The organism is Aminobacterium sp. MB27-C1, assembly GCF_030908405.1.
Classification (GTDB): Bacteria; Synergistota; Synergistia; order Synergistales; family Aminobacteriaceae; genus Aminobacterium.
On sequence record NZ_CP133089.1, the window covers coordinates 1,058,165 to 1,076,171 of the forward strand.

The following is an 18,007-nucleotide window of genomic DNA, read 5'->3' on the forward strand; positions in this document are numbered from 1 at the left end:
AAAATGACCCGACAGAAAAAAAAGACTGCGCCTATAGATAACGAAGAGCTCTATAATCCTATTTTCAAAAATACCTTTAAGGTTACTGATGCTCATTCATCGCAGCAAGAAAAAAAAGTGAAAGAAGAAAAAAAAGTACTAACAACATACCAAGAAGTTCTAAAGGGCAAAATAGTTTTGAGAATAGAACGGAAGGGACGAGCGGGTAAAACTGTTACTCTTATAGAAACATCTTTTGGAAACCAAGACGAAAAAAATCTACTCGCAAAATTTTTGAGAAAACAACTTGGATGTGGTAGTTCTTTAGAGGGGTATATCATAGTAGTGCAGGGCGATCAACGGGAACGAATAAAAGAACTCCTGATAGAAGAAGGAGCTAAACAAGTAAAATTGTAAAAAAGAGGGGCGTTTTTGTATTCCACGCCCCTTTTTCCCTTTTAAAATTTTAAATACTTCTCTTTAGCTAATCCACAAACAGGACATTTATTGGGTGCATCGTTAAGTATAGTATGCCCACATACAGGGCAGACGTACACATCTTTAAATTCCATATCTTTGCCACTACGTGCAGCATTTTGTGCTTTTGAGAAAAGTTTGGAATGAAGCTTCTCAGCTTCTAAAGCGTAGGTAAAAGAACGAACTGCATCTTTTTCTCCTTGAAATCGGGCAGTTTCAAGATAAACAGGGTACATTTGATCGATTTCAAAATCTTCTCCCATAATAGCTCCAGTGAGGTTTTCTGCAGTCTCTTTATTGCCAAAAACACCACCGGCCGTTACTGGGTGATCTGTAACATCCCCATCAAGAACAGTAAAATGATTTCGAGCATGAACCAACTCAGCATACGCTATAGCCTCAAAAAGTTTGGCAATGTTTGGGAAACCTTCTTTACGGGCTACTTCCCCCCATAATAAGTAACGCATATGGGCCATGCTTTCACCACCATATGCTGAGCGAAGGAAATCAATTGTCATTGGATTTTTAACAGCCATTCCTCAAACCTCCTTGATATATAAAGATACCAACGATGGTCTAATTATGGTAAAAACTCTATTTATTAATAATATCATAAAGGGAAAATTTATTATTTCTTGGGGTAAAGTTTAGATATAAAGATATACAGATATACAGATATTAGTCAAGGGGAGATATTCCATAGGGACAAGCTCAATTGTACCACAATTTAATAAAAGAATAGAACAGGACGTTACCTTTTTAATCACAACTTAACTACACTGTGGTAAGTGTGTGTAGCAATGTGTGTAGCAAAGTGTTTATAAGGCTTTAAGGGTACAAATTCCAGTAATCGGCTTCTGAAAAGTCTGTAATATCAAGGCTCCGTAAAAAAATGGCGGAGGCGTGTGAGAATCGAACTCACCAAAGACGGCCAACGCCGCCTCTCGACCGGGTTTGAAGCCCGGGGGCCTCACCAGAGACCACTCGCCTCCATAGAACAATTGAATATTGTAAAGGGCGATTGAGAAAAAGTCTAGTCATGATAAGTGTTATAATTATTCTTCCTTTCTCTAAATGGTTTTTCATATAAGGTTTCCCTCTTGAAAGACATATGGCATAATTCATTCAAATAGCTGGAATAAAAGAAAGGGGAGACGCATAAATGCTTGAGAGTAAAGTTTCAAGAATACAGCGCGATATAGAGACAATGGCTCGCTTTACAGCCACTCCCGGTTTAGGAATGACAAGACTTTCCTTTACAGAAGAAGATAAAAAAACGAGAGAGTTCATTTGTTCAGAAATGGAAAACGCAGGGTTGCATGTTTATACTGATGCGGCAGGTAGTATCTTCGGACGCAGAGAGGGAACACAAAAAGATGCTCCTTTAGTTATGATTGGCTCTCATTTTGACTCTGTTAAAAATGGTGGTAATTTTGATGGACCCGCTGGTATTGTTACAGCCCTTGAAATAGCCAGAATTTTGTACGAAAACAATATTTCAACGGCAAATCCTATAGAATTTGTAGCAATGATTGAAGAAGAAGGAACACGTTTCGGCGCAGGTTTGTATGGCAGCAGAGCAATGACAGGCAAAGTTCCTCATAGTGAAATAGAGTCTTTTCGCGACGCTGATGGAGTTTCTCTTGGAGAAGCTATGGAAAAATTTGGCCTTGATCCACTTAAAATAAAGGATGCTATTCGAAACCCTGAAGATTTAAAAGCGTTTATAGAATTGCACATTGAGCAAGGGCCAGTTTTGGAATCGGAGAGTCTGGACGTGGGGTTTGTTAGCACCATCGTCGGAATCACTCGTTATGACATAGAAATTGAGGGACGAGCAGACCACGCAGGAACCACCCCTATGCATATGAGAAAAGATGCTCTTCTTGCTTCTTTTGAGGTTGCTAAAGCGATACATGATGCAGCCTATGCAAAGGGTGAAGGAACAGTTGGAACTGTCGGGAAACTTGTGGTTTATCCAGGTGGAGCTAACATCGTTCCTGGTAAGGTGTTCTTTACTGTCGATATCCGTTCAGTAGAACAAGGAAATATAGAAGATGTAGTGAAAGAAATGAAAGAGACTCTTGAGTATGTTTCTCATCAGATGGGTGTTTCTGTCCATATGGAGCAAAAACTTGCTATTCCTCCTGTACATCTTGCAGATGAAATACGAGGTATTTTTGAAGAGGAAGCCGTTGGAAGAAATATTCGTTATAGACATATGGTTAGCGGAGCAGGGCACGATGCAATGATTATGGCTTCTCTTACAAATGTTGGACTTATATTCGTGCCAAGTAAAGATGGACGAAGTCATTGTCCAGAAGAATGGACAGATTATGAACAACTCAAAAAGGGAATAGACATAGCTTTAGGAGCTATCTTAAGATTATCAGAGGCAAATATATAGCTTTAAGGAGATTTAGTTTAATGAATAAAAAGATAGAAGAATTTTTGACAGTGAAAAATATAGTTATTGCATCTCTCATCGCTGCAATCTATGCCACAACAACAATACTTTTGGCCCCTATCTCCTATGGCCCCATACAGGTGCGAGTTGCTGAGGCCTTGACTTTGCTACCATATCTTTGGCCTCAGGCGATTCCAGGGCTCTTCATTGGCTGTCTGATTTCAAATTTTGCAGGAGGGTTTGGGCTTATCGATGTCGTTTTTGGAAGTTTAGCGACGTTGCTTGCCGCTTTGGTAACAAGTCGTATGCCTAATCCTTACTTGGCGGCTCTTCCCCCGGTCATTTTTAATGCGCTCATTGTCGGTGGATACCTTTCAGTACTTGCAAAAATGCCTTTTCTTTACACTGCAATGTATGTAGGATTGGGAGAAATCATCGCTTGTGGTTTCCTGGGAATTCCACTTATTATTTTCTTGGAGAAAAAATTTATAAAAGAAAAGCGAGAACGTTAAACGCTCCCGCTTTTCTTAATTTTATATTTATAGTTGTTTTTTCCACTTCGTTCCTTCTGGGGTGTCTTCCAGTATTATTCCTTTTTTTGCAAGTTCATCTCTGATAGCATCTGATTTTGCGAAGTCTTTCGATTTTCTGGCTGCTGTTCTTTCTTCTATCATGGCTTCTATTTCAGAAACATTCAATGTTTCTTCTTGCGCTTCAAAACCTAAAATCCCCATGATATTATCAATTTTTCTAAAGAATTGTTCCGCCGCTTTGCATGCCTCTTCATCGAGAGTTGTATTTTCTTTAAGATACGTATTAACTGAGCGAACAACTTCAAATACAGCTCCTAAGGCTCCTGCTGTATTGAAATCGTCATTCATCTCTTCATAAAACTTATTCTCAGCCTGTTTGATTTCATCAACAAAAACTTGAGTTCCCTCTTTTTTTGTCATCTCTCGATTTTGAAGAGCATATTGGAGGTCTGTCCAGCAGTTCCTTAAACGCTCTACTGCTCCAGTTGCCTGGCTTAATCCTTCTTCAGAGAAGTTAATGGGTGAGCGATAGTGCGCACTAAGCATAAAATATCTAATCGCAAGGGGAGAAAATTTCTTACGTGCATTTCTCACTGTCAAGAAATTTCCTAGAGATTTAGACATCTTTTCTTTGTTGATCAAAAGATATCCATTGTGGAGCCAATAACGGACAAATTGAACACCTGTTGCCGCCTCTGCCTGTGCAACCTCGTTTTCATGATGAGGAAAAATAAGGTCACATCCACCAGAGTGAATATCAAAAGTATCCCCTAAATATTTAGTTGACATAACACTGCACTCGATATGCCAACCAGGTCGTCCCATTCCCCATGGGCTCTCCCATGCTGGTTCACCTGGTTTTTGAGATTTCCACAAAGCAAAATCAAGAGGATGACGTTTCCGCTCATTAATATCAATACGAGCTCCTGATTGCAGATCCTCAATACTTTGTTTTGAAAGCTTGCCATACTCAGTGAAACTTTCTACGCTGAAAAAGACATCCCCGTTAACAACATAAGCATGTCCCTTCTCGACAAGAATTTCAACTGTACGAACAATATCTTCCATATGCTCTGTAGCGCGAGGATGGATAGTAGCTCGTCTGACACCGAGAGAGTCAGTATCTTCAAAGTATTCTTTGATAAATCTGTCAGCTAGCTCTTTTACAGTTATACCCTCTTCATTAGCGCGATTTATCATTTTGTCATCAATATCTGTAAAATTTTGTACGAAAGTTACCTTATACCCAAGATCTTCCAGATAGCGACGAAATACATCAAAAACGATAAACGGACGAGCGTTCCCTATATGAAAATAATCGTACACTGTAGGGCCGCAACTATAAAAACCGACCTCTCCCTCTTTTAAAGGAACGAATGGTTCTTTTTTTCGAGTTAGATCATTGTAAATCACAAGACCCAATCTATACACCTCCATTTGCTAGAATACATTATAATGTAGTGTTACATATATAAAAATATGATATTTACGCAAAAGGAATTACTTTATATAACGATACCATAATTTAAACAGTGGTGGACTAATGATAAAACAAAATTTGAAAAATACGATTAAAAATCTTCCTCTTCGTCCAGGTGTTTATATCATGCGCGATGAGGAAGGTAATATAATTTATGTGGGAAAGGCAAAATCTTTACGAAAAAGGGTTTCTTCCTATTTCAGACATCAAGGTTTTGCCTCTCCTCGATTGCGTAAACTTGTAGAAACTATCGCTGATATTTCTATTATACGAACTGAGTCAGAAGCAGAAGCGCTTATTGTAGAATCAAGACTTATTAAAAAATACAAACCATTTTTTAATATAGACCTAAAAATGAATGAACGTTATCCGTACATAAAGATAACGGACGAAACCTTTCCTCGCCTTATCATTACTCGACACCGAGATAATGATGGGTCTACTTATTTAGGCCCTTTTATTAGTGCAAAGGACGTTCGAGCACTATTAAGAGTTGCAGAGCGATATTTTCCGTTGCGAAGTTGTAAGTCAGAGGTGAAGCCTGATAAGAAGAGGCGTCCATGTCTAGATTATTCTTTAGGGAGATGTCTTGCCCCATGTGCAGGTTTATGCAGTGAAGCAGAATATAGAGAAAGAGTGGATGATGTTATTCTTTTATTAACGGGCAAATCATCTGAGCTTGTAGAACGTATTCGTAAAAGAATGGATGAAGCGGCTCTCAATCTTGATTTTGAAAAAGCGGCCCGACATCGCGATGCTATACGAGCAATTTGGCGTTTATCTCGTCAAAGAGTGGCTTCTAGTCTTCAAGAAGATATAGATATTGAAACATGGGATGCACTGAATAAATTACAAAATCTTCTCCATATGGATATCCTGCCATGGCGAATTGATGGTTTTGATATTTCACACATGTCTGGACATGAAACGTATGGAGTAGCTGTTGTTTTTGAACAAGGTGTATCTAATCCTTCTCTCTATCGTCGCTTTAAAATACGGACAGTTGAAGGAATAGACGACTTCAGATCTATAGAAGAAGTTGTAAAACGTCGTTATACCAAAGTATTAGAGAATAATGAACCTCTTCCTCAGCTTATTCTTATAGATGGTGGTCCCGTGCAGTTAGAATTTGCAAAAAAGGCGCTACAAGATTTGGATATAATCAATATCCCAGTTATTTCTCTGGCGAAAAGAGAGGAACTGATATACCATAACGAAAAAGAATCTCCAATTAGGCTTGAGTGGACTGACCCTGTGCTTCAACTTCTGCAGAGAGTTCGTGATGAATCTCACCGTTTTGCTGTGAAAAGTCACAGACGAGGACGAAGTGTCGCTCTGACACGATCAGTTTTAGAAGAAATTCCCGGAGTTGGCAAACACACTGCAGCCATGTTGCTTTCTAATTTTGGCAGCGTAAAAAAGATAGCAGTTCTCTCTCCTGATGAGTTAATGAAAGTTAAAGGTATCGGACCCGCTTTAGCATTAAAAATAGCTACATTTTTTAGAGGTGAAGACAATGAGCCTGAAGCAGACTCGTGATGACGAATACTATATGCGAAGAGCATTGAGCTTGGCACGAAGAGGAACAGGGCATACATCTCCTAACCCTCTTGTCGGATGTGTGATAGTCAAAAATGAACAAATAATAGCTGAAGGGTATCATCATGCTTATGGTATGCCCCATGCTGAAGTGGAAGCGTTGAGACAAGCTGGCAATAGGGCAGAAGGTGCTACTGCTTATGTAAACTTGGAACCATGTGCTCATTATGGTAAAACTCCTCCGTGCGCGCCTCAACTTGTAGAAGCAGGTGTAAAACGTGTTGTTATAGGAATGGTTGATCCTCATGCTGTAGTAAATGGGAAAGGGATTGATATTCTTAAGTTGCACAATGTTGAAGTAAAAACAGGAATAATAGAGGAAGAATGTAAATGGTTAAATAGAGGGTTCATAAGAAGAATAAAAAATAATAGACCATGGTTTACACTTAAAACTGCCTCTACAATAGATGGGAAAATTGCCCTTCCCAATGGTGAAAGCCAATGGATTACGTCAGATGAAGCTAGAAACAGAGCCCATTTGCTTAGAGCAGAACATGATGCCATTCTTGTTGGCATCCAGACCGTACTTTGTGACGATCCATCGTTAACAGTTCGACACACTTGCGGAAAATCGCCACTTCGTGTTGTTGTTGATACACACTTAAGAACTCCTCAAAACGCTTCCATACTTAAAAATGAAGCAGCAGTTATTTTAGCCGGAGAGTCAGCTCGAAATACAAAAGAACATTATATTTTAGAAAAAGCAGGAGCTGAGTTGTTTTTTATTCCTGAAAGAGATAATCATGTTGATTTATTACACGCTGTAAAGGTTTTGGGGAATAGAGGCATTAATTCAGTTCTTGTAGAAGGTGGAGCTACAATAGCCTCTGCCTTTTTTAAAGAAAATTTAGTTGATGGAGTTTCTCTTTTTATCGCACCAACCATAATGGGGCAAGGCATTTCTCTTTTTGAAAGAATTGTAGTACCATCACTAGATAAACTCATTCGTATAACTGTCCGTAATGTTTCTAAAGCAGGACAGGACATATGGATAGAGGGGGTGCCTGAATGTTCACTGGACTTGTAGAGAGTATAGGCAAGCTTGTTTCTATAACGCCTTCAAAAGATGTTTATCATCTTAAGATTGAGGCTCCAGATATTGCTAGTGAACTTATTTTTGGTCAGTCGGTAGCTGTTTCTGGTGCTTGCGTGACTGTGACTTCTCACGATAATCGCTTTTTCAGCGCTGACATTATGCCGGAAACACAGAAACGAACTAAATTCCGTCTTTCAAAGCCAGGCAGCCTTGTTAATCTCGAGCGAGCGTTAACGGCTTCAGGGCGTTTTGATGGTCACATAGTAAGTGGGCACATTGATGGCATCGGAAGAGTTGCAGAAATTATTTCAATGGGAATAACTCACGTTATGAGAGTCGAGACAGATGAGTCTATTGCACAAATGATTGTAGAAAAAGGATCTATAGCTATTGACGGAGTCAGTTTGACGGTTATAGATGCGATGTCAAATTCTTTCTCTGTCGGTCTTATTCCTACAACATTACAAGAATGTACATTGGGTACTATTCAAGAAGGAGAAATTTTAAATATAGAAACAGACATTTTGGGCAAATATGTTTTAAAATTTATGAATCTACAAAGAAGTAATAAGCCCGTATCATCAAACTTGACAATGGAACAATTAAGAGAAATGGGTTGGTAGCAATTTATTATAGAGAGAGGAAAGGATCGAGGCTCTAATGAATAAAAGATGTGAACATGATTTTAGCTTAATAGAGGAAGCCATTGAAGATGTTAAAAATGGCAAGATGGTTATTGTTGTTGATGACGATAACAGAGAGAATGAGGGAGATATCGTTGTAGCTGCAGAAAAAGCTACAACGGAAATTATAAACTTCATGACCAAAGAGGCCAGAGGATTGGTCTGTGTTCCTATTACTGCTGATAGAGCACAATGTCTCCATTTGGAGCCAATGTCAAAAGATAATACTGATCGTCATGGAACAGCTTTCCTTATTAGCGTAGATGCAAAAGAAGGAACTACGACAGGTATCTCAGCTTCGGAAAGAGCCATAACTGCTCGGCTCCTTGCAAATCCCGAAGCCAAGCCAGACGATTTTTTACGTCCAGGACATATGTTTCCTCTCGCTGCAAAAAAAGGTGGCGTTCTGAAACGTGCAGGACATACAGAAGCTGCTGTTGATTTAGCTTGGATGGCAGGATTAACACCTGCTGGCGTTATTTGTGAGATTATGAACTCAGATGGAAGCATGGCACGTTTACCTGAACTCAAAGAGTTTGCTAAAGCTCATGGAATTCGTATTATATCAATCGAAGACTTGATTCGTTATAGAAGTTGCCGCGAAAAACTTGTAGAAAAAGTGGCGGAAGTTAAACTTCCTACGGCTTATGGTGATTTTACTGCCTATGCCTACCACAACATTCTCGATGAAGATCAGGATCGTGTTCATATAGCCTTAGTAAAAGGCGATGTTCGAGATGTAGAAGATGTTCTTGTTCGAGTACACTCTGAATGTTTAACTGGCGATGTCTTCGGATCACTTCGCTGTGATTGTGGCCCTCAACTTCATGCAGCTATGCAAAGAGTCGAAGAAGAAGGACGAGGAGTTGTCTTATATATGAGACAAGAGGGACGGGGAATAGGTATTGTCAATAAATTGAAGGCCTACCAACTACAAGAGAAGGGGCTAGATACTGTAGAGGCTAATGAAGCCTTGGGATACGCCGCAGATTTACGAGATTACGGTGTAGGTGCTCAGATTTTACAAGATCTTGGATTGAGTTCTATTCGATTAATGACAAATAATCCCAGAAAAGTTGTTGGCTTGCAAGGGTATGGATTAAAAATTACGGCACGTGTTCCTCTCGTAATTGAACCTAACAAATTTAATCAGCGTTACTTGAATACGAAAGAAGAAAAACTTGGTCACGTGCTTCATCTTAAGGATATACTCCGCTAGAGAAGGAAAGGGGGAACATGTATGAAGATTTCAGAGGGAAAGCTTATAGGTACTGGTTTAAGGTTTTGTATTGTAGCGTCACGTTTTAATGAATTAATTACTTCAAAACTCATTGACGGCGCAAAGGACATTTTGTTGCGCCATGGTGTTTCACATCAAAATATTGAAATTATGTGGATTCCGGGAGCTTGGGAAATTCCTTTAATAGCACAAGAGGCAGCTTTATCAGGTAAGTATGACGGAATTATCGCTTTGGGTGCTGTTATTCGAGGGGATACTCCACATTTCGAATATGTATCATCAGAAATGGCAAAGGGACTTGCTCATGTAGGGCTGACGCAAAGAATCCCCGTTGCCTTTGGAGTGTTGACATGTGACACCTTGGAACAAGCTCTTTTGCGTGCTGGAAGCAAAGCTGGGAATAAAGGAGCGGAGTCGGCTCTAGCTGTTATCGAAACCGCCAATCTATTAAAGGTTCTTCGAACGGGAAAGGAGCAAGAAGCATAATGCTTGAAATTAAATGGATACGTAACAATATAGAAGAAGTAAAGACCTTTTTAAAAAACAGAAATAACGATTTTGATGTTGAGAAAATTGTCACATTAGATGAAGAGAAAAGATCGTTGCTTGCAGAAACAGAAACACTAAAAGCACAGCGAAATGAAGGTTCTCGCAAAGTGGCCGAGGCCAAAGCGTCTGGAACTGATGCTGCTGCGCTTATGGAGGAAATGAAAACTTTAGGTCAGAAAGTTAAAGAAATTGATAACAAAATTTCTGAAATTGACAATGAGCTTCAGGCTCTGCTTTTACAAGTACCTAATAGACCTCACGATTCTGTTCCTGTGGGGAAGGATGAAAATGACAACATAGAAATTCGAAAATGGGGAACGCCTCACAAATTTTCTTTTGACCCCCAAGCACACTGGGATTTGGGAGAGCATTTAGGCATTCTTGACTTTGAAAAGGGTGCAGCTCTCGCTCAAAGTCGGTTTACTGTTCTCAAGGGAGCAGGAGCACGACTCGAAAGAGCTCTCATGAACTTTATGCTTGATCTTCATACAACTCAGCATGGTTATAAGGAAATTCAGCCTCCCTTCATGGTCTCTTCCCAGACAATGCTAGGTACAGGACAGCTCCCCAAATTTGCAGAAGATCTGTATAAGTGCGAGAACGAAGACCTCTGGCTTATTCCTACTGCCGAAGTTCCACTTACAAACCTTCATGCAGGTGAACTGCTTGCTGAGGAAAACTTGCCTTTATACTACACAGCATATACTCCTTGTTTTAGAAAAGAGGCAGGTAGCTACGGACGTGACGTAAGAGGAATGATGCGTCAGCATCAATTTGACAAAGTAGAAATGGTAAAGCTTTGCAAACCTGAAGAAAGCTACAATGAACTTGAAAAATTAACATCTAATGCAGAAGAAGTATTACAAAAGCTTGGACTCCCATACAGAGTTATCTGTTTGTGTACAGGTGACATGGGATTTGGCGCCAGCAAGACATATGATCTTGAAGTATGGCTTCCTTCTCAGGATAAGTATCGCGAGATTAGTTCTTGCAGCAACTGTGAGGATTTCCAAGCAAGAAGGATGGGCACACGGTATAAACCGGTAGATGGGGGAAAACCTCGATATGTACATACTCTCAACGGTTCCGGCATAGCAATTGGTAGAACACTTATTGCCGTTCTTGAAAATTACCAGAGAGAAGATGGATCGATAGAAATACCTGAAGCCCTCGTTCCTTATATGGGTGGCATGAAAGAAATTAAGCTCCTTTCATAAAAAAATCGTTTTTTTATGTAAAATGTAGATAAGGAAGATCATCTCAAATGAGATGATCTTCCTTAATTTTTAAATAAATAATGCAAAAGCTTTGTAAAATTGGTAGAATAGCTCGGAGAGCTTGTTTTTACTTATTTTAGAAGGAAGGGTGGGGCTTGCCATAGTCAAAATAATGTCTCTCATTGCAGAGATAAACCTTTATACTCTATTGCTTGTACTCGTCGTTGCTTGCTTCTTGTTTCAAAGACTATGCAGGCGTTCTCTAGAAAATAGCCAATATAACTATCTTAGGGATATTTTGCTTGTGGGAGCCTGGATGCTTAGTGGTATTTGGTCAGGCGATCCCGAAGTTACGCTTATCACTGGTATAGCAGTTATAGCTGCTGTGGTAGGTATGTATCAGCATTTTTATCCGCACAAAAAGCTTAGGTGGATTTATTTCATAATTGGAATTATTTTTGCTCTCTCTGGACCTAGAATAACGTTTTTAGGTTTGCCACAAGGCGAATACCTCTATTTATCTAACTTTATATCCATAGCCATTACTGGAATATGGATATCAGTTTTTCCTATTCTTATTCAGGAACTCGATAATATTCCAGGTATGGCTGGTCACCTTTTAGCTGTAACATTCTCCATTTTACTTTTAGCGACAGCATTTTCGGGGCAATATCTGCCAGATGCTTTCTATACAAGTATGACTGGTTTACTTATGCTGGGTGTTTTTTGGAGCCGGCATGGACATATGTATCGTCGATTAGGGGAGTCTTTGTCTGCTTTTTGGGGAGTTCTTGTTGCTGGAACATCTTTGTTAGGTGTAAGTAAGGGAATTACTTTTAGTACAATGATGGTGTTGCCTTTAGGGCTTTTTGCTATTCCTCTAATGGAAACATCACTTCATTTTGCCAGCACAATACTTTCTGCAAATCCAAAGGGTGCAATGGTAATTTACCGCAGTCTTGTTGCAAGAGGTATCGATCATCCCAGTGCAGTTAAATTTATTACATCAATTTGTGCCTTAGTAGGAGTTCTTATAGCCATGTTTCAACTTACCGCAGGAAAACAAGCCATATTGTTAGTTAGCGTTACCGTCTTTTTTGCTGGTTTGACACTTATACCGGTATTTTCCAGACTTCTGCGTCAAAAGAAAATTTCTGGAGAGCGTCCTGAGCTATGGGGAGTTTCTCTAGACAATGTTTCAATGAATTATGCCATAGCTAAAGTCAAATCTCTTTTGGGGCAAAACAATGGATGCTCTCTCATCTCTACTGTAAACTCATTAGCTGTTCAAACGGCTTTGAAAGATAGAGAATATAAAAAGATTGTATCTCAAGCTGCCTTAACTTTAGCGGATGGTACTGGGTTAATGTGGGCTTTGCGTTTTCTTGGCAGACCTGTGCAAGAACGAATTACCGGCATAGATTTCCTAATTCAGTTGTGTCGTACGGCAAGTGTTGAAGGTTGGCCTGTTTATTTTTTAGGAGGAAAACCTGGTGTTGCTAATGCAGCAGTAGAAAAATTGAAAGGACAATACTCCGATTTAAAAATATCGGGAGTGCATGATGGATATTTTTCTTCTGGTACAGAGGAGGAGGCCATCATTCGAGAGATTAAAGAAAATAAAACATGCCTTCTCTTTGTTGGCATGGGGCTTCCTCGCCAAGAGAAATGGATTTATGCCCATCGTGAAGATTTGGGAAATCTTGTTGCCATAGGTGTAGGCGGCTCTTTTGATGTTATTTCAGGGAAATTAACTCGGGCACCTCTTCTCATACAGAAAGCAGGACTTGAATGGTTATATCGTCTTGTGCAAGAACCTTGGAGGTGGAAAAGGGATCTTGAACTTTTTACCTTTGCGGTTCGAGTTCTTTTGACAAAAATAGGTATAGTCAGGAGGTAACAGCACATTGAACACTTGCGCCAGAGAATTAATGCATCGTGATCTTACCGCAGTCATGGAAGAAGATTCTATACAAGATGCTGTTCATATTCTTTATAGTCACAACTTATCCGGGTTGCCCGTAGTGAGGGAAGATTGGGAACTTGTCGGGTATTTATCTGAATCTGATATTCTGCAAGCAGCAATTCCGACATATCTGGAAATTCTTGCACAAAGCTCCTTCCTGAATAATGGTGAAATTCATCTCGTTGATCGTTTCAAAAATTTAGGCAAAAGACTCGTCAGGGATTTTATGACAAAAGATCCATTTTATGTAGAACCTTCTGCAAGTCTCATGACAGTCGCAGATCTTATGTTAAGGAAGAGTATTAAAAGACTTCCTGTAGTTGAAAATGATAAATTCATCGGCATTATCAACAGAGAAGCATTTTGCGAGTTTGTAATGGAGGAACGGGAAAGTGAGTAACAATGAGGTCCAATCTGTGGAAGAACAGATTGAAGCCCTTCGTTGCCAACTTGAAAATGAATATAAAACGGAAGAAAAGAGATTGTTAGAAGAGAAACAAAAAGCCTACGAACGTCTTGATGAAATGGAAAAACAGACGATCCAGGAAATAGAAAATGAGTGGCAAAACAAAGAAGCTCGGGTAAAACAACAAACCATCGATTATGAAAAAGAAATTCGTCAAGATCTTTCAAGCCTAATGAACGATATAAGTAAATCCATAAAAATAAAAAGTTTAGTAGAAGAGGCAGTTGCTCTCGTACTAAATAAAAAATAACAACAGAATAGCATTATTACTGTGGAGGGGGGTGGGCTGAGAGAAAGGAAGATGCTCTCTTGATTCGTGATATGCTCAGACTTGCCATATGGGGAGTTACAAGTCGAAAAACCGAAATCATAGAAAAATTACATGATTTCGGCGTTTTGCATCTTGAGTTCCCACGTTCCACAGAAATGACAACACCTCAGCTTGATCAGCTCAGACTTTTAAGAGGAAAGCTTTTGGGGATGTTAGAATCATTAGAATGGAAAGAATGGTCTGAACTAACAGAAAATGATATAACTACATCTCGCGAAAAAATCAAATTACCCTTTAATGAAATAATGACTGAGATAAATGAAAGTCTCGATAAATTTTCTGAGCGACTTACTCAGACGATAGAAGAGAGAAATTCTTTACGTGAGTTATATCTCAAATTGAAGAGATCACAAGACATTCTTTATCATTTTCATTCCTTTGTGAAAGAAGAAGCAGATCAAGGTAATGTTGCTTCGTTGTGGTGGGTTGATAAAAAAGAGATATCGGAAATACTCACCTCTCTTCGTACCGAAATTGTACGTGTGACACCTGTAAAAGATAGAGAATACCTTCGTTATCATTCGTATACTCCTAATGAAAATGAGACACTTCTTGCTATAAGCGTTCAGGATTTAGCTCGTGAAATAGTGACAAATTCTTTGCGTTCATATGGTGCCATACATTGGAAAGCCCCTGCAGGATATGAGCGAGATGTGTTACTTGACTCAACGGAAGCTATAACAGAAGGATTACGATGGATACCCCTGCGCCTTGAAGAATTGCAAGCTAACTTAAAAGAGACGGCTCGCGTTTGGGGGCCTCATTTCGCATCATTATATATTTTGGCAGACGAGCGCTTAGAAGAGCTCCTCGTTGAAAAATCAGCTCATTCTTTTGATAGTGCTTTTCTTATTGAAGGATGGCTTCCTGCGGATGAGCTAGAAGCCACACTTACCAATCTAAAAGGAACTTTCGGGAATGAAGTATTTGTTCAGTGGAGATATCCCTCCACTGAAGAATGGAATAAGGTACCTATATCCCTTTCGAATAAAGCTTTCTTCCGGCCTTACGAGCTTTTTTTAAAATTGCTGCAACCACCTCGTTATAAAACTGCTGACCCTACAGCTATGATTGCCTTGTTTTTCCCCTTTTTTGGGGGATGTATGGTAGGAGATATGGGGTACGGAGCTATAATTTTGTTATTAGGATGGTGGCTCTACCGAAAAAAAGAGAAAAGAATTATATCTGATCTAGGATATATACTCATTTCTTTATCGATTTGGAGCATCATTTGGGGACTTGCTTACGGCGAATTTTTTGGTGATGTAGCCCATCGTCTTTTCCACCTTGAACCTCTATGGGTAGAACGGTCTCACGCCGTTATGCCTGTCATGGCTTTTACAATAGCATTGGGTGCTGCTCATATTATATTAGGGTTACTGATAGGTTTTTATGAAGGAATAAAAGCGAAAAATAAACATATATGGATGGAAAAATCTGGAAATCTGCTGGTACTTATTGCTTTGATAAGTACCCTAGTGAGTTTGAAAGGATGGCTTCCCCATAGTTTCTTTACAATATCTATGTCTATTTTAATCGTTGGTCTTGTTCTTCTTGTTGTTGGGGGAGGAATAGGTGGTCTTGTAGAATCTTTCGGTGCTGTGGGAAACATTTTAAGTTACGTGCGTATCGCCGCAATAGGACTTTCATCTGCTATACTTGCTCTTGTTGCATCAAAGTTTGTTGATGTTTTTGGCCTTTCGATCTTAGGTTTATTCCTTGCTTTATGTATTCATTTACTCAATTTTGTTCTAGCTATAGGTGGGGCAAGTATACACTCAGCCCGATTACATTATGTAGAGTTTATGGGGAAATTTTACTCTGGTGGCGGTAAAGACTACAAACCATTTTCACGGAGGAGGGAACTTCGATGGAAAAAGGAATAATAGCACTTGCAGCAGCCTTGGCTGTTGGAATCCCTGCTTTTGCTACAGCTATGGCGCAGGCCAAGATAGGTAGTGCAGGAGCAGGAACAATAGCTGAAAAGCCTGAAACGGCTGGTGTAATGATTATTCTTGAAGCTATACCCGAAACTATGGTTATACTTGGTTTCGTTGTAGCTATCATGTTGATTTTACAATTTGCCTAGGGGAGATACTCTTGGGAGATTTAGTAGCGAGCCAGAATTTGGCCCAATTTATGGATGCTCTGCGAAAAGAACACGAAGAAAGAATCGAAACTTTAAAAAAACAGGTCGAAAATGATATTGCTGATGCTATCTCGCTTCGCCGTAGAAGTGTCGAAAAGCGTATTGTCGAGATTCGATCTGCACATGATTTAGAAGCAGAAAGATTATTTCAGCGGAATCAACAGAACATCTGTAATCAATTGCGAAAGGATTTTTTTGTTGAATATAATCGCTTAGCGTCAGAAATAGAGATGCAGGTAGAAACTGAACTTAAAGAGCTTAAACGCCAACCAGCAAAATATAAAAAGGTTATGGAAAGCATGTTGAATGAAGCTCTTTCTGTTTGTCCTGCTCCATGTGATGTTATCGTTCACCCCGGGGATGAACCTTTTTTCAATCAAAAGAAAGAGGTTCGCACCGTGAAAGTTGATACAGCCTTAGAATCATGGGGTGGCTGTATAGTTATGTCAGAAAAGGGTGACTTTATTGTTGATAACACCTTCAAAACAAGATGGGAAAAGCTTGCGCCCTCTATCATTAGGAAATTTGCGATACAAGTTGGGCAGATTCTTGGGAAAACTGAGCTTCTCTCACGAAAATTACGGTTATCTTAACGCCTGCCTTCGAGGGAGAGTTTCTCGCCTTTTTAAAACAGATGATTATGAAACTATCGCTCGTGGTGACCTAAAGGCTTTTGAACAATTTTTGCTAGAAAGTCCTTATGCTGAGAGTTTTCGCCAAAAGTTGGTAACACTTCGAAGTGGAACACTGCGACGAATAGAATCGGCGATAGCTCGTGAAGTTTCTCTCCAATTGCGTTTTCTTGGAGATACGGCGCAAGGGGAAGCAAAAGACCTTTTAGGAGTAATTTTAGCCCGTTCTGACCTAATGAACGGGCGGCTTCTTTTGCGCGCTCTATACACTGACAGTAAACATGGAGAAGAACCACAATGGCATGATTATGGGAACTTATCAGCAAACTTCTACAGTGATATATGGCAGAATACAGCAACAGCAACGGATATTATCTCTCGATGTCGGATACAAGCCCATCCATACGCTCTTGCTTTAAGCTCTTCTTTTGTGGAACTTGAACGGACAAAAGATCTCATGAAAGCAGAAAGAGTATTACTAACATCAATGCTTAAGCTTTTTCAGGAGAATGTAAATAAATATTCTTCCAGCAATAGTACTATCCTTTGTGAGTATCTCGGACGATCTATAGATATGTGGAATCTTGGTATATGGCTTCGGCAACGCTCGGGCTTTATTCCATCTGAGACAGCTTTAAAACTATATCTTCAAAATGGCCAATGGCTTACTATTAAAAAATTATCTCAAGCTACAGTTTTGATGGAGCTTGTACATCAGACTCCATGGCAAGCAATTATTAGAGCTATTGAGAATAGCACTCCTCAAGAATTTCAGCGCGCACTGTTTGTTCAATTTATAAAATGGCAAGCTGATCTTTTTCGAGCTAATCCTCTTGGCGTCGAAGTGGGAATGGGATATATAGCCAAATACATTATTGAATGGCAGAATTTAAATCTTTTATCTGTTGGAATCTCAATGGGGTTACCGGAAAAAGAACTTTTATCTCGTCTTATTCCAGTTTAAAGTTAACTTGAAGGACGTGGTTATAAATGGTTACGCAAGAAAAAAGAGCTATAGCCGTAGGTTCGCAGTTATTTGTAGATCTCTGGAGTCTCGAAGGTTTTGAAGGAATTATATGTGAGAACCCTTCGGAGATACATGTTGTTTATCGAGAATTACTTGATGAATCTATAGCTTTTATTATTGCGGAAGAGACATGGTTTAGAAATCTGCCCGATAATTACAGAAAACGATTTGAAAAAATGCAAAATCCTGTTTGGATACCTTTCCCATCGTTACAGATAGAAACGGACTGAGGTGAA

Annotated in this window: 19 protein-coding genes and 1 tRNA gene; 17 read left to right on the plus strand and 3 right to left on the minus strand. The window is 39.5% G+C overall.

Translation table 11 applies throughout. The features are described 5' to 3' along the window. Window positions 1-3: 3 nt before the first annotated feature. Window positions 4-396, plus strand: a complete 393-nt coding sequence (locus RBH88_RS05105) for a translation initiation factor (protein ID WP_213690154.1) — start codon at window positions 4-6, stop codon at window positions 394-396. Window positions 397-437: 41 nt separating this feature from the next. On the opposite strand, the gene RBH88_RS05110 is transcribed toward RBH88_RS05105, so the two are convergent. Beyond that, on the minus strand, window positions 438-992 hold the full coding sequence (locus RBH88_RS05110; RefSeq protein ID WP_307880024.1) for a rubrerythrin family protein: 555 nt from the start codon (window positions 990-992) through the stop codon (window positions 438-440). 357 nt (window positions 993-1,349) lie between these two features. Next, a tRNA-Sec gene (locus tag RBH88_RS05115) sits at window positions 1,350-1,448 on the minus strand. A 170-nt stretch (window positions 1,449-1,618) separates the two neighbouring features. Here RBH88_RS05115 and RBH88_RS05120 point away from each other — a divergent pair. Continuing rightward, window positions 1,619-2,863: a Zn-dependent hydrolase gene (locus RBH88_RS05120; RefSeq protein ID WP_307880025.1), complete on the plus strand. Its 1,245-nt coding sequence runs from the start codon at window positions 1,619-1,621 to the stop codon at window positions 2,861-2,863. 20 nt (window positions 2,864-2,883) lie between these two features. Then, the gene (locus RBH88_RS05125; RefSeq protein ID WP_307880026.1) at window positions 2,884-3,375 is read left to right on the plus strand and encodes a QueT transporter family protein; all 492 of its coding nucleotides are present in this window, start codon (window positions 2,884-2,886) and stop codon (window positions 3,373-3,375) included. A 27-nt stretch (window positions 3,376-3,402) separates the two neighbouring features. Here RBH88_RS05125 and cysS read toward each other — a convergent pair whose 3' ends face one another. After that, on the minus strand, window positions 3,403-4,818 hold the full coding sequence (gene cysS / locus RBH88_RS05130; protein WP_213690150.1) for a cysteine--tRNA ligase: 1,416 nt from the start codon (window positions 4,816-4,818) through the stop codon (window positions 3,403-3,405). Between the two features lie 121 nt (window positions 4,819-4,939). Here cysS and RBH88_RS05135 point away from each other — a divergent pair, with 121 nt between their 5' ends. From RBH88_RS05135 to RBH88_RS05200, 14 genes are all read left to right on the plus strand, one after another. Further along, complete coding sequence (locus RBH88_RS05135; protein ID WP_213701086.1) at window positions 4,940-6,415, plus strand: excinuclease ABC subunit UvrC; 1,476 nt, start codon at window positions 4,940-4,942, stop codon at window positions 6,413-6,415. Further along, complete coding sequence (gene ribD, locus RBH88_RS05140) at window positions 6,393-7,502, plus strand: bifunctional diaminohydroxyphosphoribosylaminopyrimidine deaminase/5-amino-6-(5-phosphoribosylamino)uracil reductase RibD (protein ID WP_307880027.1); 1,110 nt, start codon at window positions 6,393-6,395, stop codon at window positions 7,500-7,502. Before RBH88_RS05135 ends, ribD begins: the two co-directional genes overlap by 23 nt. Next, window positions 7,484-8,134, plus strand: a complete 651-nt coding sequence (locus RBH88_RS05145) for a riboflavin synthase (RefSeq protein ID WP_213690147.1) — start codon at window positions 7,484-7,486, stop codon at window positions 8,132-8,134. Before ribD ends, RBH88_RS05145 begins: the two co-directional genes overlap by 19 nt. 37 nt (window positions 8,135-8,171) lie before the next feature. Beyond that, window positions 8,172-9,413 (plus strand): bifunctional 3,4-dihydroxy-2-butanone-4-phosphate synthase/GTP cyclohydrolase II, encoded by a 1,242-nt coding sequence (locus RBH88_RS05150; RefSeq protein WP_213701088.1) that lies wholly within the window; start codon window positions 8,172-8,174, stop codon window positions 9,411-9,413. A 21-nt stretch (window positions 9,414-9,434) separates the two neighbouring features. After that, window positions 9,435-9,920 carry a 6,7-dimethyl-8-ribityllumazine synthase gene (ribE, locus tag RBH88_RS05155; RefSeq protein ID WP_213690145.1) on the plus strand — a complete coding sequence of 162 codons (486 nt, stop codon included), beginning with the start codon at window positions 9,435-9,437 and terminating at the stop codon, window positions 9,918-9,920. After that, window positions 9,920-11,200 carry a serine--tRNA ligase gene (serS, locus tag RBH88_RS05160; protein ID WP_307880029.1) on the plus strand — a complete coding sequence of 427 codons (1,281 nt, stop codon included), beginning with the start codon at window positions 9,920-9,922 and terminating at the stop codon, window positions 11,198-11,200. Before ribE ends, serS begins: the two co-directional genes overlap by 1 nt. 121 nt (window positions 11,201-11,321) lie before the next feature. Further along, the gene (locus tag RBH88_RS05165; protein ID WP_307880030.1) at window positions 11,322-13,100 is read left to right on the plus strand and encodes a WecB/TagA/CpsF family glycosyltransferase; all 1,779 of its coding nucleotides are present in this window, start codon (window positions 11,322-11,324) and stop codon (window positions 13,098-13,100) included. A 7-nt stretch (window positions 13,101-13,107) separates the two neighbouring features. Next, window positions 13,108-13,566, plus strand: a complete 459-nt coding sequence (locus RBH88_RS05170; protein WP_213690143.1) for a CBS domain-containing protein — start codon at window positions 13,108-13,110, stop codon at window positions 13,564-13,566. Continuing rightward, a complete protein-coding gene (locus tag RBH88_RS05175) occupies window positions 13,559-13,882 on the plus strand; it encodes a hypothetical protein (protein WP_213690142.1) in 324 nt (107 codons plus the stop codon). The genes RBH88_RS05170 and RBH88_RS05175 overlap by 8 nt, the downstream gene beginning before the upstream one ends. Before the next feature lie 59 nt (window positions 13,883-13,941). Then, on the plus strand, window positions 13,942-15,849 hold the full coding sequence (locus tag RBH88_RS05180; protein ID WP_213695629.1) for a V-type ATP synthase subunit I: 1,908 nt from the start codon (window positions 13,942-13,944) through the stop codon (window positions 15,847-15,849). After that, window positions 15,834-16,052 (plus strand): ATPase, encoded by a 219-nt coding sequence (locus RBH88_RS05185; RefSeq protein WP_013048378.1) that lies wholly within the window; start codon window positions 15,834-15,836, stop codon window positions 16,050-16,052. The genes RBH88_RS05180 and RBH88_RS05185 overlap by 16 nt, the downstream gene beginning before the upstream one ends. Window positions 16,053-16,063: 11 nt before the next feature. Next, the gene (locus tag RBH88_RS05190; RefSeq protein ID WP_213690140.1) at window positions 16,064-16,705 is read left to right on the plus strand and encodes a V-type ATP synthase subunit E; all 642 of its coding nucleotides are present in this window, start codon (window positions 16,064-16,066) and stop codon (window positions 16,703-16,705) included. After that, window positions 16,662-17,708: a V-type ATPase subunit gene (locus tag RBH88_RS05195; protein ID WP_213690139.1), complete on the plus strand. Its 1,047-nt coding sequence runs from the start codon at window positions 16,662-16,664 to the stop codon at window positions 17,706-17,708. The genes RBH88_RS05190 and RBH88_RS05195 overlap by 44 nt, the downstream gene beginning before the upstream one ends. Window positions 17,709-17,734: 26 nt before the next feature. Continuing rightward, window positions 17,735-18,001: a cell division protein gene (locus tag RBH88_RS05200; protein WP_213690138.1), complete on the plus strand. Its 267-nt coding sequence runs from the start codon at window positions 17,735-17,737 to the stop codon at window positions 17,999-18,001. Window positions 18,002-18,007: the final 6 nt, after the last annotated feature.